The sequence below is a fragment of the Streptococcus massiliensis DSM 18628 genome (assembly GCF_000380065.1).
Classification (GTDB): Bacteria; Bacillota; Bacilli; order Lactobacillales; family Streptococcaceae; genus Streptococcus; species Streptococcus massiliensis.
The window spans coordinates 15,273-37,535 of sequence record NZ_KB904364.1; the positions used below are offsets into that span (position 1 = coordinate 15,273).

Below are 22,263 nucleotides of genomic sequence, written 5' to 3' on the forward strand. Positions count from 1 at the left end.
CTTTCCAAGTTTTTTATTTTCTCTGTCCCTAAGAGGTTAATCCTTTAGGATCTGTTACGCAATATGACGAGTGCATTTGCATTAGGTTTGGCTTTACATAAAATCTTGTCTTTCCGGAGCCTGAACCACCAATAACAAGTACATTTTTATTTCTTGCATACTTTGGATTTGCTGGTCTGCCATTCATGGTTAATCGCTCAGTTTGAGTAAGCAAGATATTGTTTTGGAATTTTCCATCCATATACGGCTCTATATCTTTTCTTGTTCCCCATGAAGCGGTTCGTCAAGTACCTTTTTATATATATGGATGCTTTTTCTATAAGGCTTTTTTCTTTTGGGCAGAGAAAAACAGTAAACCTTTTTTGATTTACTGTTTTCGTGTTAGCTTTTATTAAATTGTTGGTTTAGCAAGCTGAAAATATCCTACTTGCAATACTCTTTTATTTTATAAGCATATTCAGTCAAAATATTCTTTGAATAAATTTTTTCATTTCTTGAATTTCTAACTTCTTTCCAAAGAATGGAAGCTACTTTTAATTTATTTGAATAGTTGCAACTATTTTCATCTGCACAGAAATCCTTTAAAAATTGATTCCATTGACAAACCGAATTATCATACTTGGCATAATCCGATTTTCCATAATAAACTTTCAGCATATCTTGAATTGTAAAACTCAAATCATTTTCGCTTTTTACTTTTCTCCAAGCAGTAGCCATATCAGCAGTAAATTTAAATGGTGAAACATCTGTTAAAATTGAGAAATATTCTCTAAATTGTGTGTTAAATGAGAACCCACATTCAAGTAATGGCATATCTAAGGTAATAGTTTCCACTTTTTTCTTTTCATTTTTTATTGATGACTTTTTAATCAAATTACCCTTAAAGTACTGCTCAATAATATCATTCAGTTCCTGTTTTGTCCCTCTATATTCAAGTCCTAATGACTTACATATCTGTGAAAGTTCATCACGGTACCAATAGTATTTATTAAACTCATCAAAGGATGCGATTTTATCAAACTCAGGTCTACTCTCTATCAAAAAAAACACCTCCTTAAAAACAGTTTAGATTTTCATCTTAAAATAATGGTGTTTCACTCTCTTTATAAGGATTGTAGTTATTGCAATTACAGCCAAACTCTTTTAATGCTTTTATCTTATTATCGGCTGTCCAAACAATCAAAGAAATACCGTCAAATTCTTCAACTTTCCCCTCATTCATTTTATTTTTGAAGTGCCATTCTACAATAGTTTGATTATCCTTATGAAAAAATTGCTTTATATCCCACGCAAGCACTATTCCTCTTGTATTCCACTCGTTAAACCAGTGCTTTACTGTTTGACGGTTTTCATACTTAGGACACCAACTCTCAATATAAATTACATCATCAGAAAAAATTTCATCTATCCCTAAGTCTTGTTGTGTAAGCCACATATCAAACCATAAGCGAATGATTTTCTCTCTTTCATTCATAAATTTAAGCACCTCCAAAATCAAATAATTATTTATAATTATACCATTTTTTCGCTTAGTTTTATAGGTCTAACTCGTTCCGCTTTACCTGTAATAGTTGCTTTTCTTGTCCCTGTATCTGCTCTATACAGGTTTTAACTTTTTCTGCCTGTTCTACTTCTTCTCTTATCTCTAATATTTGATTGTAAAGGCTCTTTTTCTCTTTCTTCAAAGTGGTAACTTCTGTTTCCCATTTACTGATGGCTAAGTTCTTACTTTCTCCTAAATGCTCTTTCAAATATTTCTTGGCACTCTCAAATAAAATAAGTTCTGCTGTATGCTCGTTATAAAAATCTTCCTGTTTACTTTTCTTTAATTTTGCATAGACTTTGTAGGTGTCTTTATTCTTCAAATATTTTTCTGACTGGTCGATGAGTTGTGTTTTTTCATCAATCTTTTTCTCGGTATCTTTTAAGACTCTTGTGGTCTTGTAATTCTTATCTCGTAAATTAGTAATGCTTTCTTTTAATTGATTGATACTTGTAATGTTTTTCTCTTTGAGTAACTGATAACTTTCAATATATTTCTCTAAATCTGCATTATTCTTATCTGCATTTTTATGGATAAGATTTTCAAAGATGAATAACAGGTTATCTTTGGGTGGGAGGGTGGATTTTGTATTTTCTTTTTCTGTTTTTTCTTCTTTTCCAATTCCTCTTATCCAATTTAGTAATGCCTTTATTCTTCTTGAGATTTCTCTTAAAATCATATTTTGATGTTTGATTTCTCGGTTGATATTTCCTCTGTCTGTGGCTATGCCTTTCTTCTCCATTTGGGTTGCTGATGCTCCTAAATGAATGGTAGGTATTTGCTCTATGCCTTGTCTTTGATAAGAGCGGTGATCCACTTTGTCTTGTATGCTGTTTTCTTCAAGATATTTGTTTGTAATGTCTGCCCATGCTTTTCGCCATTCTTCTGCTTTGTATTGCTCATTCCAATCTGTTGTATTTATCTTTCTTGTTTTGTAATTGCCATTTCTAAGTTTTACTTTCTCGCCATTTTCATCAAGGATATATTCCTTTTTTGATTTTGCTCCCCATGTTTTATCTTCGTTTAATGGTCGCATGGTTAGTAAGATATGAGCGTGTGGGTTTCCGTCATTTTTATCGTGTAGGGCAATATCGGCACACATACCGACTTTCACAAAATTTTCTTTTACATACTCTCTTACAAGTTCTATCTGTTTTTCTCGGTCTAACTCTTTGGGTAAGGCAATTTCTATTTCTCTCGCAAGCTGTGAGTTTTTGCTTTTTTCTATTTTCTCGACACTGTTCCATAGTGTTCCTCTATCTAAAAATTCTTGTGGTGCGTTTTGCGGTAAAAGAATTTCAGTATGGGCTATTCCGCCCTTTCTTGTAAAGTCGTGGACTACTCCGTCATACTCGTTTTTTATATTTTCGCCACTTCGATACGCAGAAGCTGCTACTGCACTTTTGCCTTTGCCTCTTGAGATAATCTTTATGCAAAGATGATATATCGCCATAAGAAAAAACCTCCTTTCATTTTTCGATATGGTTATGGTGGCGATAGATAAGACTTCCTAAAAAAATCGGATAGCTTTTTATCCGATTTCTTTTGGGAAGTACACAAGGGGTAGGAAATTTATTTCCGTAGGGGAGTGTAACTCCCCTGTATCAGCGTTAGCTGATATGCCCTCTGCTAAGAGCCTTCGGAGAACGCACGCACCTGTTAAGGTGTATATGTGCGCCCTTGTAAACAAGGGACTATTCCTCGATGTCCGTTACAATCTCTTGGTTTTCTATATTTTTACTTTCTGTTTCTTCTCTGCTTTCAATGATTTTTAGTATTTTAAGATTGGCTTCTTCTTTACGAATTAGAGATGTGATGAGCTGATAAAATTCATCTTTGGTTAAATCCTTGCTTTCGGTAAAGATACTTTCAAAGACTGCCCCTTTTTCATATATCCTTTTATCTCTCTTTTTTCGTTCTTCCTGTTTCTGCTGACTGATGAGCTTTTTCCTTTTGTTTTGTAACTGCTTGATTTCTTCATCTGCCATTAAGATTTTTTCTTCAATGTTTTTCATTTTCTCGTTTCCTCCCTTTCTAATTTTGAGTAAAGAAAAACAGTAAACCTTTTTTGATTTACTGTTCCTGTGGTAATTTTTATTAAATTGTTAGTTCTACAAACTGAGATTTAACGATCCGAATTTATCCACTGATGCAGTTCTTCCGATACACGCGCATCAACATCAATTCGCGCCTGCTTACATTCTTTCGGATATTGCTTTGCCTCTTGAAAACACATACCGATAAACAGGCCGGAACCCACGGGAAGAATCCCTGTGAGCATGGTCTGCGGAAACATAAAATGCGTTCCATGTTCATAGGTCATGAGAACTACGCTGTTATCCGCCTTCTTTTCTTTCAGTCTGTCACCCATTCTGCGAATGTATTTGCAAGTATCCCAGAGCACGTCATCCTCCGCCCCGATCAGCAGAATGCGGCCTTTTATGTTTTCAACTTTAATTTTTTCTTCTTCCTGCAGAGGATGCCTTTTCTCCGATTCATCAAACATATCGCGGCTGGCAACCATTGCCCCACGCCGTTTGGATTCTTCAGAAATCTTCTGCCAGTATTCCGGGTGCCGGTACGCGTAGGGCAGGTACGGGAGCGGCTCGCCATGATACGAAACGGAGGACTCCCCATCCCCGGGCCGCTCATGGGCGCCGTCCTTTCCGTCCTGATAAAAGCCCTCCATCAAAAAATCAGAGGGAGAAACGGCAATGGTCAGCGTGATTTCCGGAAAGTAAGACGCCGCGACAAGCGCAAGCATCCCAGTTGTTGATGCACCCATAATCCCAATTTTTTCATTGCCCATCGTTTTAAGAAAAGCAATCGCTTTCTCGAAGCGTTCGAGCGGATAGTTATGGTGGCCGTAATCCTTCTTTGCCGGAGACATGGTAAGTACATTCAGTCCTCTTTTTTGCAGCCATTTAACGCCGCCCTTTGCCATTAAATCTTTTGTATCATCTCCGAGCATGGCGATGATACCGCACTTGCCGCCATTCGGATTCGGCCAGTATACGCCGTTATAGCCATCTTTCTCTATTGTTTTGATTTCTTTTTTCACATCTCACATCTCCTCTGAAAATTCTAATTCGTTTATCTATATTGACTAATATTATAGCATTTTTTTCGATATTTTTCTACTGTCATATTTCTCTACTCACTACTATTTACCCTTTGAATGTATAACTTTGAACATTTTATCTTGAAATGTTTCTTTACTATTTTTATCAAAATATATCTCTGTTATAAAGGTCTTTCCATTTATCTTCTTTGTAAGAATACCATCTGGCTTTTGGAGTTTTGGTTGTTCTTCTGTCTGTATTTCTTTCATATCTGTTTTCTCATTTTCTGCCATTTAGTTCCTCCTTTCTACTTGCACAAAAAAAGATTTCCTGTACTTAGGAAACCTCTTTTGCGATTGGTTGATATTTGGTTTTAGGTTGTTGCTTGTAACTTCTTTTTTGCCCTGTATTCTCTTGCTTTTAATTTTTCATACTCTCGGCACTTTTCAAGGTTTTTGGCTCGGTATTCTTTGTAATATGCCCTACGATATGCTCTGGCTTTTTCTTTCTTTGCTTCTTCTATTTCTTCCCTCATTTGTAGCATTTCTTCTTTTGTCGGCTCTATCTGTTTTGTAAGTTCATTTTCAAATTTTCCGATATAGTTAAAATAAATCTCTATTCGCTGAACAACATATTTTGCTCTTTTTATATCTCTTTCATGTACTATGATTTTACTGATAAACTCATTGATAATGGTGGGGGTAAGTTCTTCAAAGTTGGAATAGCTTTCTGCAAGTCTGATAAATCTCTTTGCTCTTTTGTTTGCATTTTCACATTCGGATAAGCGTTCTTTGATTTCTTCTTTTTCTTCTTTTAAGGTGTAATATTCTTCTGCATACTTTCTTGATAACTGTTCATAGCGTTCTGTATCCATATTTCCAAGTGCATTATCTTCATAGAGCTTATTCATCACTCTTTCTATCTGTTCCATTCGGTCTGTGATTTGTGGCATACGCTTTTGGTTCTTCTTGACTTCTTCGGTCTGTTCTTTATACAGACTTTTCTTTACAAGTTTCTCAAATTCTGCTTTGTTTTCCAAAGAATACTGTGCTATCTTTCGCAAGACTTCTGCAATATTTTCCATGACTTCATCTACATCAATGCGATGTGGGGAGTTGCATTTAGGGTGCTTTGCTTTTCCTTTGGCATATTCACTGCAATAGGTTACATGCTGTACTTTTCCGTTTTTGTGTATGGTGCGAATGTGCATTTTAGTTCCACAATCTTTACAGTACATCAAACCTGATAGTGCGTGAATTTCTCCGTCTCCGTTTGGTCTTTTGACAGGTGCGTTTTTTAGCATACGCTCTACATTTTCAAAGGTAGTTCTATCTATTATCGGCTCATGGACATTTTCTGTTATTTGCCATTTGCTTTTATCTACATAATGGTTTCTCTTATCTCTGTAATGCTTTTCGGTTTTGAAGTTGACTACATCGCCACAATACTCCTGTCTTTTCAGTATGCGTGTTAGGGTTGCTTTGTTCCAGTTATATCTGTTTTCCTCATTGAGAGGTTTGCTTTTGGCTGTTCCTCTGTCTTGTTGTTTCATATAAAAGGCTGGGGTTAGTATTTCTTTTTCTTTCAGATAAACGGCTATCTGATTTCTGTTTTTCCCCTCCATAAATAGCCTAAAAATGAGTTTTACAACTTCGGCAGCTTCTCTATCGACTATCCAATAATCTTTGTTGTTAGGGTCTTTTATATAGCCGTATGGAGCTTCTGTTGCGACAGGCTTTCCGTTTGCTCCTTTGGTCTTAATTCCTGTTTTTACTTTCTTGCTGATGTCTCTTGCATACCACTCTGACATGATGTTGATAAAGGGGGCAAATTCCAATGTGTTTTGGTCAATACTGTCTATACCGTTATTGATGGCGATAAAGCGTACATTGTTTCTTCTAAATATCTCCATTGCATTACCGACTTGAAGATAATCTCTTCCCCATCTCGTCATATCTTTCATGATGACAATTCCGATTTTGCCTTGCTCTACATCGCTTATCATCTGTGTATAAGCTGAACGGTCAAAGAACCTACCGCTTTCATCATCGTCGATATAGTGGCGAATGTTTATCAGCTTTTTATCTCTTGCATACCTTTCTAAAAATGCTTTTTGATTGACAATACTATTACTCTCGCCACCATCTCTATCTTCATCACCAACTGAAAGGCGGGAGTATAGTGCTGTGATTTTATTGTGATATTCTATCATGGCATTATCCTCCTTTTTTGTGTCTATATATCACTCCTGTTCAGTTAATATTATGCAACCCATCGTGCTGAACCATACTCTTTCCCCTGTCGGAACTTTTTTGCATTTTTACCTTTGGTATAGACAATAAATTTAATTAAAGCCGCCACTCCCACGCCCATTAAAACATCAGTCGGATGAATACTTGGAATAAAGCTCATGGTGTTAAGTTCCAATATTCCTTGGAAAATTTTGTCTATTACATCGCCACCCGTATATGCTCTTACATGGTGAGAGAAGATGTTGCAAATATATAAAAATGCAAGATAGGGAATGTTCTGCTTTAGAAACTTTGCCTTATCTTGCACTTTGAATAAGCCTTTGATGTCTTTTAATATCTTATCTATCATAGGCTCTGCTCCTTTTGTTTATTCTTGACTTTATCTTTAGAAATAGTATTCTTTGCCATCTCTTTGAATTTCTCTATGTTCTCATGAATTGACTCCTTATTTTTCTCTTTCTTCTCAATATTTGAAAGCACTTTTTGAAAAGCTTTATTCATAACTTTTGTATCTTTTGCTTGGAAAAATACCGAATGTGTACCTGTTTCCTTATCTTTCATCACTGAGAATTTAACACCATGTTTATTCAATTCTTTTTTTAGTTCTTTTAATTCACCATCTTTAACATTGATTTCTTCAAGCTGACCTTTCTTAACCATATCTTTTAGTTTGATTTCATTTCCCTCAGCCTTGATAAGTTTATCTAAGCCACCATGTTGTTTAGATCTCTGTTGTAACTTCTTTACCTGGCTTAAGATTTCTTGGTAGGTTGCCTTTAAGACATTCACTTCAATATTAACTACTCTATTAGAAATTTCTTCATTTATCATTAGTAACCTCCTTCCCTCATATCATAACTAACAAGTGCTGTATAATAGGCATCCATATTGCTTGGGGCATTATATGCTGCCGTTAAGATAAATGCTCTTACATTTCTTATTTTTGATTCGTTCTCTGATAAAGCATTTACAAGATACTCCATATGCGAAGAATCTAATTCTCTAAATCTCTCTTGAACAACATATGCTGGTAATTTTGTTTGATTTATTGTGACTGTATCTTCCGCATTTAATACCATAACATCAGCTAAAACTTTAATTATTTCATCAAAGGTTTTAGCAATAATCTTATTGCCCAGTTTCATATGTTCGTTGTATCCTGTGCTTTCTCTTAATTCTTCTAAACAAGATTTATATGATTTTATTTGTTTACGTCCTTCCTCCATTCTGTCCCCTGAATAAAACAGATCTCTTTCATAGATGGGTAGGTGGGAGGAATTCTCTGTAGAAATATCTGAAGTAATCTTTGATGAATTATTTGTAGTAATCTCTGGTAATGGTTCATGCAAGTTGCCATAATGCACTGGTAGATTTTCATCAAATGCATCGGTGCTAATTGCCTCATTGCATTGATTGATTTTGCCCTCTTCCATTGGTGCATTTTGCCCTAATGCATTAGACATAGCTCTTTTACTTACTTGTTCTAATATTTTTCTTTCTTCCTCTTGTTTTCTTTGATTTAGTTCAAGATAAAGTTCTTCTAATTTCTTGTCATTTATTGTGTACCACTTCGTTTTGTCTCTAGGATCTTTATTATAATTACCGACTAAAAGATAGCCCGCTTTTTCAAGCTTAGAAAAAGTTCGTTTCACTGTATCAACACTTAAATAGTCGAAATCTTTTTCTTGCCATGCTCGTATTGAGTTATATGTCCAATACTTGCCATCATGATAATTGTTGCCAGACTTCTTATTTATTTCAATCCAGTAATTTATTTGTTGAAGCACAAGAGCTTCATTTAAACCTAGTTCTCTGGCTAATGCTTTATTTGCCAGTATTGGTTGTTCATCAAATAAATACATACTCATATCATCGCCTCCTTTCTCTTAAATTTAGGCATAGAAAAAGACGATAGATTTATATTCCATCGTCTTAACTCTCTTATATTTCCTTTAATGGATCTTTTGCTACTTCAAGGTATGCTGTAATCCACAGTGCAATTTTAGGTAGCCCATAAGGACTGATCAAGAATGACAGTAGTAATGCTGCTATTCCTGTTGCCATATCTTTTTGTATAAAGCAAGCTACTGCTCCTATAAATACTAGAAAAGATATTATACCTAAAATCATTCCACTAACTTTTATAATAAATTTTAGAAAAGCAATTAGTATCGACAAGAGCAATATTATTGGAAATAAGATAATTTTCAATGCCCATCTCATAACACACCTCTCTACTTCTTTGACTTATCCTCTAAACTCTTAATTCCTGTATTGTTCAACTTCTCAATTGACATCAGCTGAGTTCTGGCAAGCTTTCTAAGTTCTATCATTCTTTCTTTTTGTTCCATACCTTTACCGATAAGAACCGCATTATAGCTTTCCATATTTGCAAGTACAAGTAACTCATTCAAACTTGCATAATCTCTCATGTTACCCTTTAAGTCAGGATTTTCTTCACGCCACTGTTTAGCTCTTTTATTAAATAATGCAACATTGAGCATATCTGCTTCACTTGCGTATTTATAAGATAACTGTTCGCTAGTAAGATCCTTTAAGAGGTATTCTTTGATTGCATTCGTATGGATTTTGTAGTTGATTTTTGAAATTTCTCTATTCAGATTCCATCCCAGTGACAATCTTGAATTTTCATCTGATTTAAGTCTCTTATAATCTTGAATAATGTAAAGCTTAAATTCTGGTGAAATCCATGAAGCAAATTCCATTGCTATATCGCTATGAGCAAATGTGCCTCCATATCGTCCTGACTTAGAAACAATGCCTATCGCATTTGTCTTTTCAATCCATTTTTGTGGTGATAGTGTAAATGCGTTACTACCTGCTTCATTTCTAAACCTATCGAATTCGATAGGTTTAAAATCAGGATTATGCATTGATTCCCATAAACCTAAAAATTGAATATTATCTTTGCTTCTCAACCAGTTATTAATAACTATAAATGGTTCATCACTTTTATATCTAGCAATATCCGTTAGACTTATATAGTCGTTTTTAAAGTCTTCAGTATAAATTTGAATAGCAAAACCTTTTGCTTCAATCGTCTCTTTTTTCGCCTTAGACATACGAGTTCCTCCTTTATGCTGATGTACTGTTTACAACATTTATTATCGTAATAACTGCTCTAAACAGCACACCAACTATTCATTTTTTTGATTTTAAACTTTGGTAGAAGCTCTAAAACCCTTGTATTTACTTGACTATTTGCCTGTGTCATTATTATGACACGAAACCCGCATGCAGGATCGTAAATTTTGTTGATTTTATTTTTCTCATCTTTTCCAAGCATGACAATTTTAGCCAATAGTTTAGAAACACTTTGCGGTGTGAAAAATTCTCCACCCGATTTACCAGCATTAGAAGCATAATTGGAAATTAAATACTCATAAGCATCACCAAACAAGTCAATTTTATTATCTTCAAAACTACCAAAATTAAGCTCCGCAATTCCTTTTAATACATCTGCTAAACGCTGATTTCTTTCTTTTACAGTATTTCCCAAGCGATTACTAGTTGTATCAATGTCGTCAAAGAGCCCTTTGATGTCTCTCTCACTAGCATAGCCTACTGCGCTAGCTTCAATCGCATCAAAAATTGCCTTCAAATCGGTATTAAGGTCTTCATTTGTATTTGCTTTCTCAACCACATTTGAAAACAACTGACTAGGCATGATAAAGTACCCTTTTGTTTTAATGGCATCGTCTTTGATTTCAGGAGTGAGCTGCTCTTCCGGGAAAGACGCATAATCCACATCAGGATCTCCAGCTTCAATATAATTTTGAAAGTTTTCGCTAATAAATCGATAAAATAGAATTCCTAAAACATATTGTTTAAAATCCCAACCGTCTACTGCCCCTCGAACATCGTCTGCTATTTTCCAAATTTTTGAATGAAGTTCCTGGCGTTGTTGTTCTTCTGTCATAATAAATACCTCAGTTTTTAATCCTCTCTATTATATCAAATTTTAGGCATAAAGAAAGAGAGCAAGGCTCTCTTATTTATCCTATATACCCCAACTTACCGCGGAAATCATCTAGGTTTTGATAGCCTTTGGCTACCATGATTTCCTCTAATTCCTTAGTAATGCGCTCAAAGGCAGCCACACCTTCCTTATGCAGGGTCGTTCCGACCTGCACCATGCTGGCACCGCAGAGAATATGCTCAAAAGCATCGCGCCCTGTCAGCACACCGCCCGTTCCGATGATTTGGATTTCAGGCTTCAAACGTTGGTAAAAAGCATGCACATTGGCAAGCGCTGTCGGCTTGACATACTGGCCGCCAATTCCACCAAAGCCATTCTTAGGGCGAATGACTACCGTCTCATCCTCAATATAAAGCCCATTACCAATAGAATTGATGCAGTTGACAAAGCGAAGCGGGAATTGATTGAAAATCGCTGCCGCTTGGTCAAAATGCACAATATCAAAATAAGGCGGGAGCTTGATGCCCAGAGGCTTCTTGAAATAGGCAAAAACTTCTGTCAAAATTCTCTCTGTCGTCTCAAAATCATAGGCAATTTGCGGCTTACCCGGAACATTAGGGCAGGAAAGATTGAGCTCGGTCAAGCCCTTGAAACCACTCTCTTCTACCTTATGTAAAATGGTATGCGTGTCTTCTGGCGACATACCGACCAAGGAGAGAAAGAAGGTCCGATTGGGCTCCTTTTCCTGCAAATCCAAGAGATAGTCGAGATAGTAGTCCAAGCCTTGATTAGGCAGCCCCATAGAGTTAATCGAGCCTAGGGGCACATCTTGATAGCGGGGCTCGGGATTACCAGCACGCGCTTCCAAGGTAGCCGTCTTGGTGACAAAAGTCCCAGCTGCTGAGCCTTTGACTTCATCTAGCTCGGCAATGGTCATACAGTGCACACCCGCCGCATTCATGAGGCAGTTGTCAAAAGAAAAACCAGCAATTTGTGTCTGTGTTGAGGGCATCATATTCTCCTTTTGCGATAAATAAAGATTAAACACTTTCATTCTAGCAAAAAACTCACCATGTCGCCAGTAGAAAACAGAGACGTTCGGATTTTAAAAAGGTTGAAGAAAATCTCCAACCTTATTTATTGATAATGCCAAATTCTTCATTTTTCTTCAGTTCCTGTGCTTCACGATGGTTATCGTATAGTTGAGCGAGGAAACGAACAATTTCTTTTAAAATAGAATAGGTCGGAATCGCGACAACCATTCCCATGATACCATAGATATTACTGGACAAGAGCAAGAGAACCATAATCGTGATCGGATGAACTTTCATCACTCCGCCGACAATCCGTGGGTAAAGGATGTTCCCATCAATCTGCTGAACAACGAGCATATAAACCACCGCAATCAGCATTTTTTTATAGTCAGTAAAAGCATAAGTGATAATCATCGGAATAAGCCCAATAGACGGTCCCACATAAGGAATGAGGTTTGTCAATCCTGAAAAGATAGCAAATACCAAGGCAAACTTTAGTCCAATCACACTGTAACCAATGTAAGCCAACATAAAAATAATAAAAGCATCAATGGAAATTCCGCTGATATAGCGCGCTACTGTCCGATTTAGTCGTGTCAATAATTGAGCAATCTGTAGTTTATCACGCTTTAGGATCGTCCGCTCTAGCAGGGGTAAGAGTTTTCTTCCGTCCAAGAGGAAATAAACCAGAAAAATGGGTGTCATAATCAAAATCAACACCGTATTAATGACCGCCGAAACCACATTTCCCAAACTATTGGTTACGCTATTTAAGATATTTTGAAGAATATCCACATAGGAAAGATTGAGCTGTTGAAGGGTTGATTGAATATTAAGATTTTCAAAGACCGGATTTTTAGACAGGCTGTTGACAAAATTTTGTAGCTCCACATAGAGTCCTTGACTACTGCGAATAAGGCTAGTCAACTGATTGATCAAGATTGGCAAAAGATAGACAAAAGCCAGAACAATGCCACCAATTAACAGAAAGAGTGCTAAAAAGATGCCAAAAACACGCTTGATTTTAAAATTCTTTTCTAAAAATTCTACAAAAGGATTGGTAATATAATAAAGGAAACCTGCCAACACAAAAGGAATAAGCACAGTATTTAATACACCCACAAAAGGCGATACCAAATCCCCCATTTGACGCCAAAGATAAAAAATTAAAGTTGATAGCAGAACTTCTACTGTCCAGAAAAAGAGTTTACTTTTGTTAAACATATCCCTCTCCATTCAAGTACTCTCACTAGGTCAAAACATAGACTAGCAATTTCATTTTCTTTCCCTACCCATTTTACCACAATTTTGATAGAATAGGATGAATAGAAAAAAGAAAGTAACAAAATGGAAACAATCATTTCGATGAAAGATCTAAGTTTCGTTCGGCAAGGGCAGAAAATCTTAGATCAACTGAATTGGCAGGTTAAGAGAGGGGAAACCTGGGCCATTCTGGGATTGAACGGTGCTGGAAAATCCAGCCTTTTACGTCTAATCATGGCAGAGAACTGGGCTTTTAAAGGAGACTTAACTGTTCTAGGTACCACTTTTGGAAAGGGCGATATTCCCAATTTGCGCAAAAGAATTGGCGTGGTTGGATCCTTTATTGCCGAACGATTTCCGACACGTATGCTAGCAGAAGAAATTATACTTACTGGTCGTTATAAGAGTAGCATCCTCTACCAGGCCTATGAGCCAAAAGAGTTAGAGCAAGCAAAAGACCTTTTAGCAAGACTCGGTGGCAAGCATTTGATCGGACGAGTTTACCAGAGCTTGTCCCAAGGAGAACGCCAAACTCTGCTTATCGCTCGCAGTCTCATGGACGTACCAGACCTTTTAATTTTTGACGAAGCAACCAGTGGCTTGGACCTATTTGCACGTGAAAATTTAATCACACAGGTTGAGCAAATTGTAACACAAGAACAGGCTCCAACCGTACTTTTTGTCACACACCACGCAGAAGAAATCTCTCCTGCCATCACCCATCTCCTGCTACTGAAAAACGGTAAAATCATCGCTCAAGGCCCCAGGGAAAATATCCTAATCAGATCAGTTCTGACAGATTTTTATGAACAACCTGTCCAGTTAATCCCAATCGGACAAGGTCGTTATTTTGTTCAGCCGGAGGTGAGACATGCTTAAAAAACTATCCGAAGGCCTTTTTGAATTCGGCTACTTTATCTTATTAAGCTTAGCGGCACTTGTCTTTCTTTTTTTAAGTATACAAATCCTTCTAGGGGGAACTTATATCCCCTTGCGCATTGCTGAAGGAATTGAATTTCACTCCCAAAGTGGAAGTTTCTACCTGTTTTTGCTTACTTTCTTTCTGCTCCTTCTTTTGGTGCGCCGACTTTTGAAAAAGTTCACTGAAAAGCAACTTTTCTGCGCTTTTAGCCTTTTATATCTAGTAGCTGGAGCCTATCTCATTTTAAATGTACCCAGTATGATTCGGGCAGACGCTAAACATGTTTACCTAGCTGGAATGGCTTTTAATCAAGGCGATTATTCTTCCCTAACGACAGTGGGAGCATATATGTACCGCAATCCTCACCAACTGGGGCTTTTGACCTTGGAGCGGTTCTATGCTTTTATCTATCCAGCACCACGCCTCATCTTTATCTTTAATCTAGCATTTACAATCGGAAATAACTTTCTTCTCTACAAGGTGACCGATCGGCTTTTAGGACGATCCATGGTCAACAAGTATTTGATTTTTCTATCCTTTCTCTTTCTCCCTCACTTTTTCTTTATCCTTTTTGCCTATGGCTCAACGCCGGGAATTTTCTTTGGTCTCTTTGCTCTTTATCATTTGATCAAATTAGAACAGACTTCCAACTGGAGCTCACTCTTTCTGGCCACAGTGGGAATTAGTCTGGCCTGCCTCATTCGTAATAATTATTTTATTTTTGGGTTGACCTTGATTGCTTGCCTGCTTTTGTCTCTCTTACATAAATGGCAATGGAAAAAGATTCTGGCTGTTCTCTTGATTGCCATTGGAATGGTACTTCCCAGTAAAATGCTCAACCATTACTATGAGGGACTTATCAAGCAGCCAATCGGCGAGGGGACCCCAAAAATTGCCTATATTACTATGGGGCTGCGCGATGATCCTCATCGACAAACACTGGGCGGCTGGTATGATGCTTATAACACTAAAATTCTTAAGCGAAACAAGTATGATGAGAAAAAAGCTACTCAAATGGCAACAGTCGATTTGGAAAAATTGATTATCAACTTTGTTCAGAAGCCTGATTATGCCGTTAAGTTTTTCTATGAAAAGATCAAATCTACTTGGACCGAGCCAACCTTTCAATCCATCTGGACAGGCCCGCAGCTAGAGCGCAGACAAAAGACTCAGACCAAAGTTCTTCAGTCTATTTACGAGGAAAAGACTGGTTATCATATTCTTAATCAGTTCGGTATGGTCTATTTAGCAACAATCTATCTCTTAGTCTTTGCCTTTATCCTTCACCGCCTTGTCTGGTCCCGTGAGGGCTTACGCCCTTTCAGTCTTTATCCCTACATCTTCTTTTTAGGTGGTTTTGTTTTTCATATCTTTTGGGAAACCAAAAGTCAGTATGTCTATATTTATATTCTGCTCCTTTTACCCGTTGCAGCACGCGCCCTCAACTGGATGGGAGAATGGTTAGATAAACGAAAACTACTCTGATATTTAAGTAAAAACAGCAACCCAAAAGGGTTGCATTTTTATCTTCCTCTAGCATAATTGAGCATATCATAAGGCAGGGTATTGGCTTTTTCTTTTAGGGAATAATTTTCCAGATTGTTCACATTTTGGCGCAAGTGTTTGGCATAATGAGCCGAAATCAGCTTTTCTTTTTCGTACTCAAAGATGAGCTTGCGCTCCAGATAATAACCATACATCATCTCATCAATATTATTGGGTTTGAGCCGCATGATTACCCGATCGATGAAAGCACCGCTTCCGATAATCGCTGTTTCACGAATTCTAGATTCCTGTAGAAAATCAATCATTGAAGTCTGGTAGACCCCTTTTAGATTTTCCAAACTATCCATCATCACTTCTGTATTGGCTAGGTAGAGCTCGGCGATTGCTTCTGCATCTTCTCGAGTCATTCGTGGACTTCCTGTTTTAAGCCAAGTACGCAAGCTAGAGCCCAAGGTCAATAATTGGTACATCATCAGGCGTAGCAGGCGAAAACCTACTAAGAACACATAAGTCAGGCGGGAAGCAAAATTCCGATTGATCCGTTTTTCCATACCACGAAGATAACGCTGGTAAACACGATAGGCTTGGGGGCTGATTTTCTCTTCTTCTGCCGCCTGCTCTAAACCGTCATTTTCAATACTGAGAACCAGCATCTGTAACTCCGCCCAGTCACGCTGAGAGTCGCTAGATTCTTGTTCGATGATTAGCTGCGCAATCCGACCGTGATAATTGTCAATGGCCGCGTAGAGCGAGCCTTTTGCGCGCGTGTGGGGCAATTCTGCCTCTAAACTTGTCACAACGTCATTTAAAATAGCAATATGCATGAGTGTTTCGGATTTTTCTTCCCGACTTTGAGATAACTTAGGTAAAACAAGGATACCCGTCAAAAAACTAAGCAAGGTCACTCCAGCCACTAAAAACAAAAGCAAGGGATAACTTTCCTTAACCGTCGTCGGTAGCAGCAAGACCGTCGCAATCGACACCGTCCCTTTGACCCCAGAGAAGGTCAAGGTCAAAATATCGTTGAGATAGGTTTTGCCCATTTTTTTCTTGAGTTTCCATGCCCGATAGCCATAAAAAGCAAAAATCATGAGAAAACGAATAGCGAAAAGAACCAGAGTCAAAACAAGACAGACCAGCAACATGAGGAAATTATCGTAGAGCGGACTTTTGACAATTGGCTCGACAATATTGACCAACTCTACTCCCAAAAGCAGGAAGACTGAGCCATTGAGCATGAAAGTGACAGTCCGCCAGACTGTTTCTGTCACTGTGTCCACCTGCGCTTCCAGAAGGGTGATTTTCTTGAAACGACTGGCCTTGAGAATGCCTGCTACCACGACCGCAATAATTCCTGAAACGTGGATTTCCTCTGCTAAGAAAAAGGTCATCAAAGGCAGGCTCAGCTCTAGAAGCAGTTCGCTCGCTATATCAGAAGCCTTGACACTGAGTAAGAAATTGTGCAGGCCACGATTGACCAAAGCGGTCAGTAGACCGATGACAATCCCTCCCAAAATGGATAAAACTAAGGATGAACTCGCTTGGGATAAAGAAAAGGCGCCTGTGGTTAATGCTGCTACGGCTACCTGAAAAGCGACCAAGCCACTGGCATCATTGAGCAAACCTTCCCCTTTGAGAATATTTTCAATCCGCTTGGGAAAGGAGAAACGCTCCGATAAAGACGAAAAGGCAACTAAATCCGTCGGCCCAAGTGCCGCTCCGACTGCTAAGCAGGCCGCCAAAGGAAGACCGACCAACATGGCTTGTGCGACACGACCTAGCGCCAAGGTGGAAACAAAAATCACAGGGAAAATCAAAAAGATGATGATCCGCCAGTGTTTGAGAATGCTGGTAATATCGCTCTCTTCAGCCTCACGAAAAAGGAGGGGACCGATGATTAAAGCGAGAAAAATCTCTGTGTCAATCCGAATAGAGCCCGTTTCTAATAACAAGCCTAAACCCATTCCCAGCAAAATCTGAATGAGTGGGACTGGAATCCGAGGAGCTAATTTATTGATTGCATTTGAGATAATCAAGCAAAATAAAAATGTCAGAATAAAAAGAAGTAATTCCAAAGGTTCCTCCCTTCTATCTAGCCTCGCCTACGGCACTGCTCAAAGAGGGATTTTTGAACCATGATTTTCTCGTCAATCTTGCTGCAATCACGATGTTCAATCTGTTTATGACAACGTTCCATTTCTAGGCTGACAAGTTTTTTCTTGATTTTCTGCATTTTTTTATCGGAAAATCGGTTCAGATCAGTAGCAAACTGACCCTCCCTAACCGATTCGATGTATTTGCTGCGCATTCCTGCTAATTTTTCTTGTAAATATTGCTTGTCCATAAGATGTGAGAGCGTTAAAAAAACGACAGAAAATTAGGATATTCGACGAAGGAGCCATGCTCCTAGGAGAATATATAGCGCAGTAGCTGATTGGCTAGAATGCTTCTAACCTAATCAGCCTTGCGGGGGTCTCACTACAAAATTGTTTTACAATTTTTGTTCGGCCGCCTATTTTCCGAGTTTTTAGCTCGAACTCAATTCCTTTCTAAAGATGTGAGAGCCTTAGCTCATTCCTTTTCTTTCTTCAGTTTTTCAATCATAATTAAAAATGGAGGGCGATTGATTTGGTTGATGTTCTGAGTTTTTAGCTCGAACTCAATTTCTTTCTAAAGATGTGAGAGCCTTAGCTCATTCCTTTTCTTTCTTCAATTTTTCAATCATAATTAAAAATGGGGGGCGATTGATTTGGTTGATGTTCTGGTAAAGTGCCACGGTGAATTCCTGCTGAGGCAGAGATTTGACAAAATCCAGTACCGCATCTTTCTCTTCTTGACCGCCCTCATGCCCATAGTATACCATGACCGCAATCCGACCGCCAAATGATAAGGCTTGACAAAGTTTGTCTAGAGCCATGAGGGTCGTTTCGGGCAGGGTAATGACTGATTTGTCTGCCGCAGGTAAATAGCCCAGATTAAAAATAGCTGCACGGACGGGCTCGGTCACATACTGATCTACCTGCTCATGCCCGTCTAATATCAAGGCAACATTGCTTATATTTTCTTTCTGTAATTGCTCTTGGGTCTTTTGCACAGCCTCTTTCTGAATATCAAAAGCATAGACTTTCTTAGCCAATTTTGCCAAAAATAGCGTATCATGCCCGTTGCCCATGGTGGCGTCAACAGCGACCGCCTCCTTATCTAAGACTTCTGCTAGGAACTGATGAGCCATTTCTAAAGGTCTTAACATACAAACACCTGCTCTTTCGCCTTACAGCCCTGCACGCTGCCCCGCCGCCGCATTTCCTGCTCGATAGCGTTTAGCACTTCCCATTTATTGAGGCTCCACATGGGGCCAATCAGCATCTCGCGCGGCGCATCGCCCGTAATCCGATGAATGACGATATGTTCAGGAATGATTTCCAGCTGGTCGCAGACAATGTTGACATACTCTTCTTGGCTGAGCAGCCGCAGACGCCCCTCGTGGTAATCACGCTGCATGCGGGTATTGGTCATCAGGTGCAATAAATGCAGCTTAATTCCTTGAATATCATTGTCCGTCACACAACGGCGAACATTTTCCAGCATCATGTCGTGCGTTTCACCGGGTAGCCCATTGATCAAATGTGAAACAATCTCAATCTTGGGAAATTTCCGCAAACGCTTGACCGTTTCCACATAGAGCTCATAAGAATGCGCGCGGTTAATCAAATCCGATGTGGCTTCATAAGTCGTCTGCAAGCCCAGCTCCACCGTCACATGCATGCGCTCAGACAGCTCAGCCAAGTAAGCAATCGTCTCGTCGGGCAGGCAGTCAGGCCGCGTCCCGATATTGATACCGACCACACCCGACTCATTGATTGCCTGCTCATAGCGCTCACGAATGACTTCCACCCGCTCATGCGTATTGGTAAAATTTTGAAAATAAACCAGATATTTCTGAACTTCCGGCCACTTGCGGTGCATAAAATCAATCTCGTGGTAAAATTGCTCGCGAATGGGGGCGTCAGGCGCCACAATGGCATCGCCCGAGCCCGACACCGTACAAAAAGTACAGCCGCCGTGAGCAACCGTACCGTCGCGATTGGGACAGTCAAACCCCGCGTCAATCGGCACCTTAAAAGTCTTCTCCCCAAATAATTTCCGATAATAATCATTCAAAGCGTTGTAAGGTTTCATAGAATATATTATAACACACATCAGTAAAGTTAGAATAAAAAAGCCCTATAAGGCTTTTTATTTTTATGTCCTGAAGAGTTTTTCGTTTACAAAATATGCGATTATTTCTCCCACTGGCAACTTTTCATATCCACACAGCCGTTGGGTTTGAAAATCACGCCTTCTGCCCAGAGTAGGTGTTCTTGCTCCTCCCAGCTGGGGGCAAGGCGCCCTGCATGATTGACCACACGGTGGCAAGGATATTTCCCATAATTTTCTGCTTGGCTGAGCACTTTTCCGACCAGCCGAGCATTTTTGCTCCGTCCGATGAGGCGCGCGATTTGCCCATAGGTCGCAACTTTCCCTTGAGGAATATGAGCGACGACCGCTAGGACGTCAGCAACTACTTTTTTGTCAATCGTCATTTTTGCTTACTCTTAAATCGCCATTGAAAGCGCAACTTGTCGTAAAAAGGAAATTCAATATTGATGATTGCAAATCCCAAGAGCAAGCCAGCCAGCACGTCCGTCGGATAATGCACGCCCAGATAGACCCGCGATAGCAAAATGATGAAAATGAGAGATGCCAACAAGGCTTGCAACAAGAGTCTGAGCCGCTTGTTTTGAAGACGCTGCTGAACGATGATGATAAGGCTAGCCAAAATCAAGGTTGCAGCCAGCGAATGCGCACTGGGAAATGAAAAACCGTTTTCCTTAACCAGATGAATGATAGCTGGACGCTGCCTCTGATAAACAGGCTTGAGCACAAAGGGAACCAAGCCCGCCAAAACCAGATTTCCTACTAAAAGCAGGGCTTCAGCCTTCCATTTTTTATAGAGGAAAAAAGCAGCTAAAAGCAGAACCCAGACGGTCAGCACAACTGGATTAAAGACGCTGGTAAGGGCGCTTAAAATCGTTGTCAGAAGCTGGGGCAAATCTCCTCGTATCGCTGTCTGAATACTGGCGTCAAAGCCTATCAAATTTTCAGGATAAAACTTGACGACATAGCCCAAGATTACAAATAGTAAAAGGGCGAAAGAGCCCTTAGTCAAATAAGATTGTTTATTTTTCATAGTTTTTCAAAGTTGGTTTTAAGAATACATAGATGAGCCAGAAGGCAAGGGTAAAAATAGCGCCTTCTAAAAGATTAAAGGGAAGGACCATTGCAAATAAATAATTGGCAAGTCCCAAGGTCTGTGAAATATCAAAATTAGCAAATTTCGCATACAAAGGCACGGCATAGACGTAATTCAGCAGAAACATGACGGCGGTCAAACTGATTGTCCCTACAAGCCCCGCTAGCCAAAAACGACTGGTGCTTTTCTTTTGCTTCCAAATCCAAGCAAAGGCAAGGACGAAGACGGCAACTGCTAGAAAATTCATGGGCAGACCGATGTAAGTATTGACCCCCTGATTGTTCAAAATCAGCTTTAAAAGCGAACGAAGAAGGAGAATGCTAAAAGCTCCGCTTAAGTCTAGCATGGTCAAGCCTAGTAAAATCGGCACAATGCTAAAATCAATTTTCAAAAAGCTGGCCCCCGGCAAAAGCGGAAAATCAAAGAACATCAGCAGAAAAGAAATCGCTGAGAGAATGGCAATCAAAGCCATTTTACGTGTTTTTGTCATCATAGGTTCCTCCAATTTATAAAAATTAGAGAAGCTAGAAAGGTAGCAAAAAATGCCTACTAAATCATACCTTTTTATGATACGAAATGGACCTTAAAAAAGATTAAAAATTTTGAGACGCCTTTTCGGCTGCCCTTCGTCTTCTCCCATCCAGACTATACTGTCGGTCGTGGAATTGCACCACATCAGCTTGCGCTCGCGGACTATCACCGCCGGTCGGGAATTACACCCTGCCCTGAAGACATTTTTATCATAACAAAAAAACCTTGTCTCTGCAAGGTTTTGATTTACTTTAATTTATCTCTATCGTAGGTATGTACCAATTCCAAGTCTTGAAAATCCTGTTGGCGAAGAGCTTCATAGACAATCATGCAGACTGTATTTGAGACATTGAGGCTCCTGACATGCTGGTCATTCATGGGAATGCGCAGGGCTTTGTCTCTATGTTGACGCATAAATTCCTCTGGCAATCCCTTATCCTCACGCCCAAACATAAAATAATGCTTGCCCGCAAGACTGAAATTCTCTTCCGAATACACCTTGTCTGCAAACTTGGAAATGAGATAGAGCTTGCCGTCCAATTTTTCCATAAAATCCGCCAAACTATCATAAAAATGGATTTCCAGCTTGTCCCAATAATCAAGTCCTGCCCGTTTCATCTTGCGGTCGTCAATGGGAAAGCCCATGGGCTGGATGATATGCAGGGGACTGTTGGTTGCGGCACAAGTTCGCGCGATATTGCCCGTATTTTGCGGGATTTGTGGCTCAAAGAGCACGATATGATTTTGACTTTCTTGCGGCATCTACATTTCTCCAAAAAAATAGCCACACTGCCCGGAGTCAAGCTCAGCAAACAGCATGGTTAAAACTTCATTAACTTACGTCACAACAGGTTTGAGGTAAATCAATGAGGGTACTTACTTAGTATATCACTTTATCTAGACAAGTCAAGCCAAAA

The 22,263-nt window shown here is 39.1% G+C and carries 23 protein-coding genes, 3 pseudogenes and 1 riboswitch; of the genes and pseudogenes, 2 read left to right on the forward strand and 24 right to left on the reverse strand.

The genetic code is table 11. The features are described 5' to 3' along the window. Window positions 1-40: 40 nt before the first annotated feature. The 16 genes and pseudogenes from A3I3_RS10365 to A3I3_RS0100170 form a co-directional block, all read right to left on the reverse strand. Window positions 41-280: pseudogene (locus tag A3I3_RS10365) on the reverse strand (type IV secretory system conjugative DNA transfer family protein); the annotation flags it as partial. Between the two features lie 143 nt (window positions 281-423). Further along, window positions 424-1,041: an SAP domain-containing protein gene (locus tag A3I3_RS0100100; protein WP_018370705.1), complete on the reverse strand. Its 618-nt coding sequence runs from the start codon at window positions 1,039-1,041 to the stop codon at window positions 424-426. 37 nt (window positions 1,042-1,078) lie between these two features. Next, a complete protein-coding gene (locus A3I3_RS0100105; RefSeq protein WP_018370706.1) occupies window positions 1,079-1,474 on the reverse strand; it encodes a nuclear transport factor 2 family protein in 396 nt (131 codons plus the stop codon). A 61-nt stretch (window positions 1,475-1,535) separates the two neighbouring features. Next, window positions 1,536-2,996, reverse strand: coding sequence for a MobQ family relaxase (gene mobQ, locus A3I3_RS0100110; RefSeq protein ID WP_018370707.1), 1,461 nt, complete (start codon window positions 2,994-2,996; stop codon window positions 1,536-1,538). Between the two features lie 241 nt (window positions 2,997-3,237). Next, the gene (locus A3I3_RS0100115; RefSeq protein ID WP_004611934.1) at window positions 3,238-3,558 is read right to left on the reverse strand and encodes a DUF3847 domain-containing protein; all 321 of its coding nucleotides are present in this window, start codon (window positions 3,556-3,558) and stop codon (window positions 3,238-3,240) included. Window positions 3,559-3,668: 110 nt separating this feature from the next. Then, window positions 3,669-4,604: an acyl-CoA thioester hydrolase/BAAT C-terminal domain-containing protein gene (locus A3I3_RS0100120; RefSeq protein ID WP_018370708.1), complete on the reverse strand. Its 936-nt coding sequence runs from the start codon at window positions 4,602-4,604 to the stop codon at window positions 3,669-3,671. Window positions 4,605-4,706: 102 nt separating this feature from the next. After that, the gene (locus A3I3_RS0100125; RefSeq protein ID WP_018370709.1) at window positions 4,707-4,898 is read right to left on the reverse strand and encodes a transposon-encoded TnpW family protein; all 192 of its coding nucleotides are present in this window, start codon (window positions 4,896-4,898) and stop codon (window positions 4,707-4,709) included. 80 nt (window positions 4,899-4,978) lie between these two features. After that, the gene (locus tag A3I3_RS0100130) at window positions 4,979-6,817 is read right to left on the reverse strand and encodes a recombinase family protein (RefSeq protein WP_018370710.1); all 1,839 of its coding nucleotides are present in this window, start codon (window positions 6,815-6,817) and stop codon (window positions 4,979-4,981) included. A gap of 59 nt (window positions 6,818-6,876) precedes the next feature. Continuing rightward, a pseudogene (locus tag A3I3_RS0100135) lies at window positions 6,877-7,206 on the reverse strand (VirD4-like conjugal transfer protein, CD1115 family); the annotation flags it as partial. After that, a complete protein-coding gene (locus A3I3_RS0100140) occupies window positions 7,203-7,688 on the reverse strand; it encodes a PcfB family protein (RefSeq protein WP_018370712.1) in 486 nt (161 codons plus the stop codon). The pseudogene A3I3_RS0100135 and the gene A3I3_RS0100140, both read right to left, overlap by 4 nt. Continuing rightward, on the reverse strand, window positions 7,688-8,725 hold the full coding sequence (locus tag A3I3_RS0100145) for a DUF6017 domain-containing protein (RefSeq protein WP_018370713.1): 1,038 nt from the start codon (window positions 8,723-8,725) through the stop codon (window positions 7,688-7,690). Before A3I3_RS0100145 ends, A3I3_RS0100140 begins: the two co-directional genes overlap by 1 nt. Before the next feature lie 73 nt (window positions 8,726-8,798). Continuing rightward, on the reverse strand, window positions 8,799-9,080 hold the full coding sequence (locus tag A3I3_RS0100150; RefSeq protein WP_018370714.1) for a CD1845 family protein: 282 nt from the start codon (window positions 9,078-9,080) through the stop codon (window positions 8,799-8,801). An 11-nt stretch (window positions 9,081-9,091) separates the two neighbouring features. After that, window positions 9,092-9,940, reverse strand: coding sequence for a KilA-N domain-containing protein (locus A3I3_RS0100155; RefSeq protein ID WP_018370715.1), 849 nt, complete (start codon window positions 9,938-9,940; stop codon window positions 9,092-9,094). Window positions 9,941-10,050: 110 nt separating this feature from the next. Further along, window positions 10,051-10,797, reverse strand: a pseudogene (locus A3I3_RS10035) (type I restriction-modification system subunit M); the annotation flags it as partial. 76 nt (window positions 10,798-10,873) lie between these two features. Further along, window positions 10,874-11,809, reverse strand: a complete 936-nt coding sequence (locus tag A3I3_RS0100165) for a dihydroorotate oxidase (protein WP_018370717.1) — start codon at window positions 11,807-11,809, stop codon at window positions 10,874-10,876. Window positions 11,810-11,930: 121 nt separating this feature from the next. Continuing rightward, entirely contained in the window at window positions 11,931-13,055 is a 1,125-nt protein-coding gene (locus A3I3_RS0100170; RefSeq protein ID WP_018370718.1) for an AI-2E family transporter, read from the reverse strand. A gap of 123 nt (window positions 13,056-13,178) precedes the next feature. Here A3I3_RS0100170 and A3I3_RS0100175 point away from each other — a divergent pair, with 123 nt between their 5' ends. Continuing rightward, window positions 13,179-13,973: an ABC transporter ATP-binding protein gene (locus A3I3_RS0100175; RefSeq protein WP_018370719.1), complete on the forward strand. Its 795-nt coding sequence runs from the start codon at window positions 13,179-13,181 to the stop codon at window positions 13,971-13,973. Next, a complete protein-coding gene (locus A3I3_RS0100180) occupies window positions 13,966-15,501 on the forward strand; it encodes a hypothetical protein (protein ID WP_018370720.1) in 1,536 nt (511 codons plus the stop codon). Before A3I3_RS0100175 ends, A3I3_RS0100180 begins: the two co-directional genes overlap by 8 nt. Window positions 15,502-15,539: 38 nt before the next feature. Here the strand turns inward: A3I3_RS0100180 and A3I3_RS0100185 are convergent, their stop codons facing one another. From A3I3_RS0100185 to A3I3_RS0100220, 8 genes are all read right to left on the reverse strand, one after another. Continuing rightward, on the reverse strand, window positions 15,540-17,597 hold the full coding sequence (locus tag A3I3_RS0100185; RefSeq protein ID WP_018370721.1) for a cation:proton antiporter: 2,058 nt from the start codon (window positions 17,595-17,597) through the stop codon (window positions 15,540-15,542). Window positions 17,598-17,614: 17 nt separating this feature from the next. Beyond that, window positions 17,615-17,866: a hypothetical protein gene (locus A3I3_RS0100190; protein WP_026129823.1), complete on the reverse strand. Its 252-nt coding sequence runs from the start codon at window positions 17,864-17,866 to the stop codon at window positions 17,615-17,617. Between the two features lie 348 nt (window positions 17,867-18,214). Beyond that, complete coding sequence (mnmM, locus tag A3I3_RS0100195) at window positions 18,215-18,772, reverse strand: tRNA 5-(aminomethyl)-2-thiouridylate-methyltransferase MnmM (RefSeq protein ID WP_018370723.1); 558 nt, start codon at window positions 18,770-18,772, stop codon at window positions 18,215-18,217. After that, window positions 18,766-19,701 carry a tRNA modification radical SAM protein MnmL/YtqA gene (mnmL, locus tag A3I3_RS0100200; RefSeq protein WP_018370724.1) on the reverse strand — a complete coding sequence of 312 codons (936 nt, stop codon included), beginning with the start codon at window positions 19,699-19,701 and terminating at the stop codon, window positions 18,766-18,768. Before mnmL ends, mnmM begins: the two co-directional genes overlap by 7 nt. Window positions 19,702-19,802: 101 nt before the next feature. Beyond that, the gene (locus A3I3_RS0100205) at window positions 19,803-20,105 is read right to left on the reverse strand and encodes an MGMT family protein (RefSeq protein ID WP_018370725.1); all 303 of its coding nucleotides are present in this window, start codon (window positions 20,103-20,105) and stop codon (window positions 19,803-19,805) included. Further along, a complete protein-coding gene (locus A3I3_RS0100210; RefSeq protein ID WP_018370726.1) occupies window positions 20,102-20,752 on the reverse strand; it encodes a phosphatase PAP2 family protein in 651 nt (216 codons plus the stop codon). The genes A3I3_RS0100205 and A3I3_RS0100210 overlap by 4 nt, the downstream gene beginning before the upstream one ends. Continuing rightward, complete coding sequence (locus tag A3I3_RS0100215) at window positions 20,742-21,320, reverse strand: ECF transporter S component (RefSeq protein WP_338092257.1); 579 nt, start codon at window positions 21,318-21,320, stop codon at window positions 20,742-20,744. Before A3I3_RS0100215 ends, A3I3_RS0100210 begins: the two co-directional genes overlap by 11 nt. 119 nt (window positions 21,321-21,439) lie before the next feature. After that, window positions 21,440-21,552: riboswitch (FMN riboswitch) on the reverse strand. A 40-nt stretch (window positions 21,553-21,592) separates the two neighbouring features. Further along, on the reverse strand, window positions 21,593-22,108 hold the full coding sequence (locus A3I3_RS0100220) for a tRNA (cytidine(34)-2'-O)-methyltransferase (RefSeq protein ID WP_018370728.1): 516 nt from the start codon (window positions 22,106-22,108) through the stop codon (window positions 21,593-21,595). Window positions 22,109-22,263 lie beyond the last annotated feature (155 nt).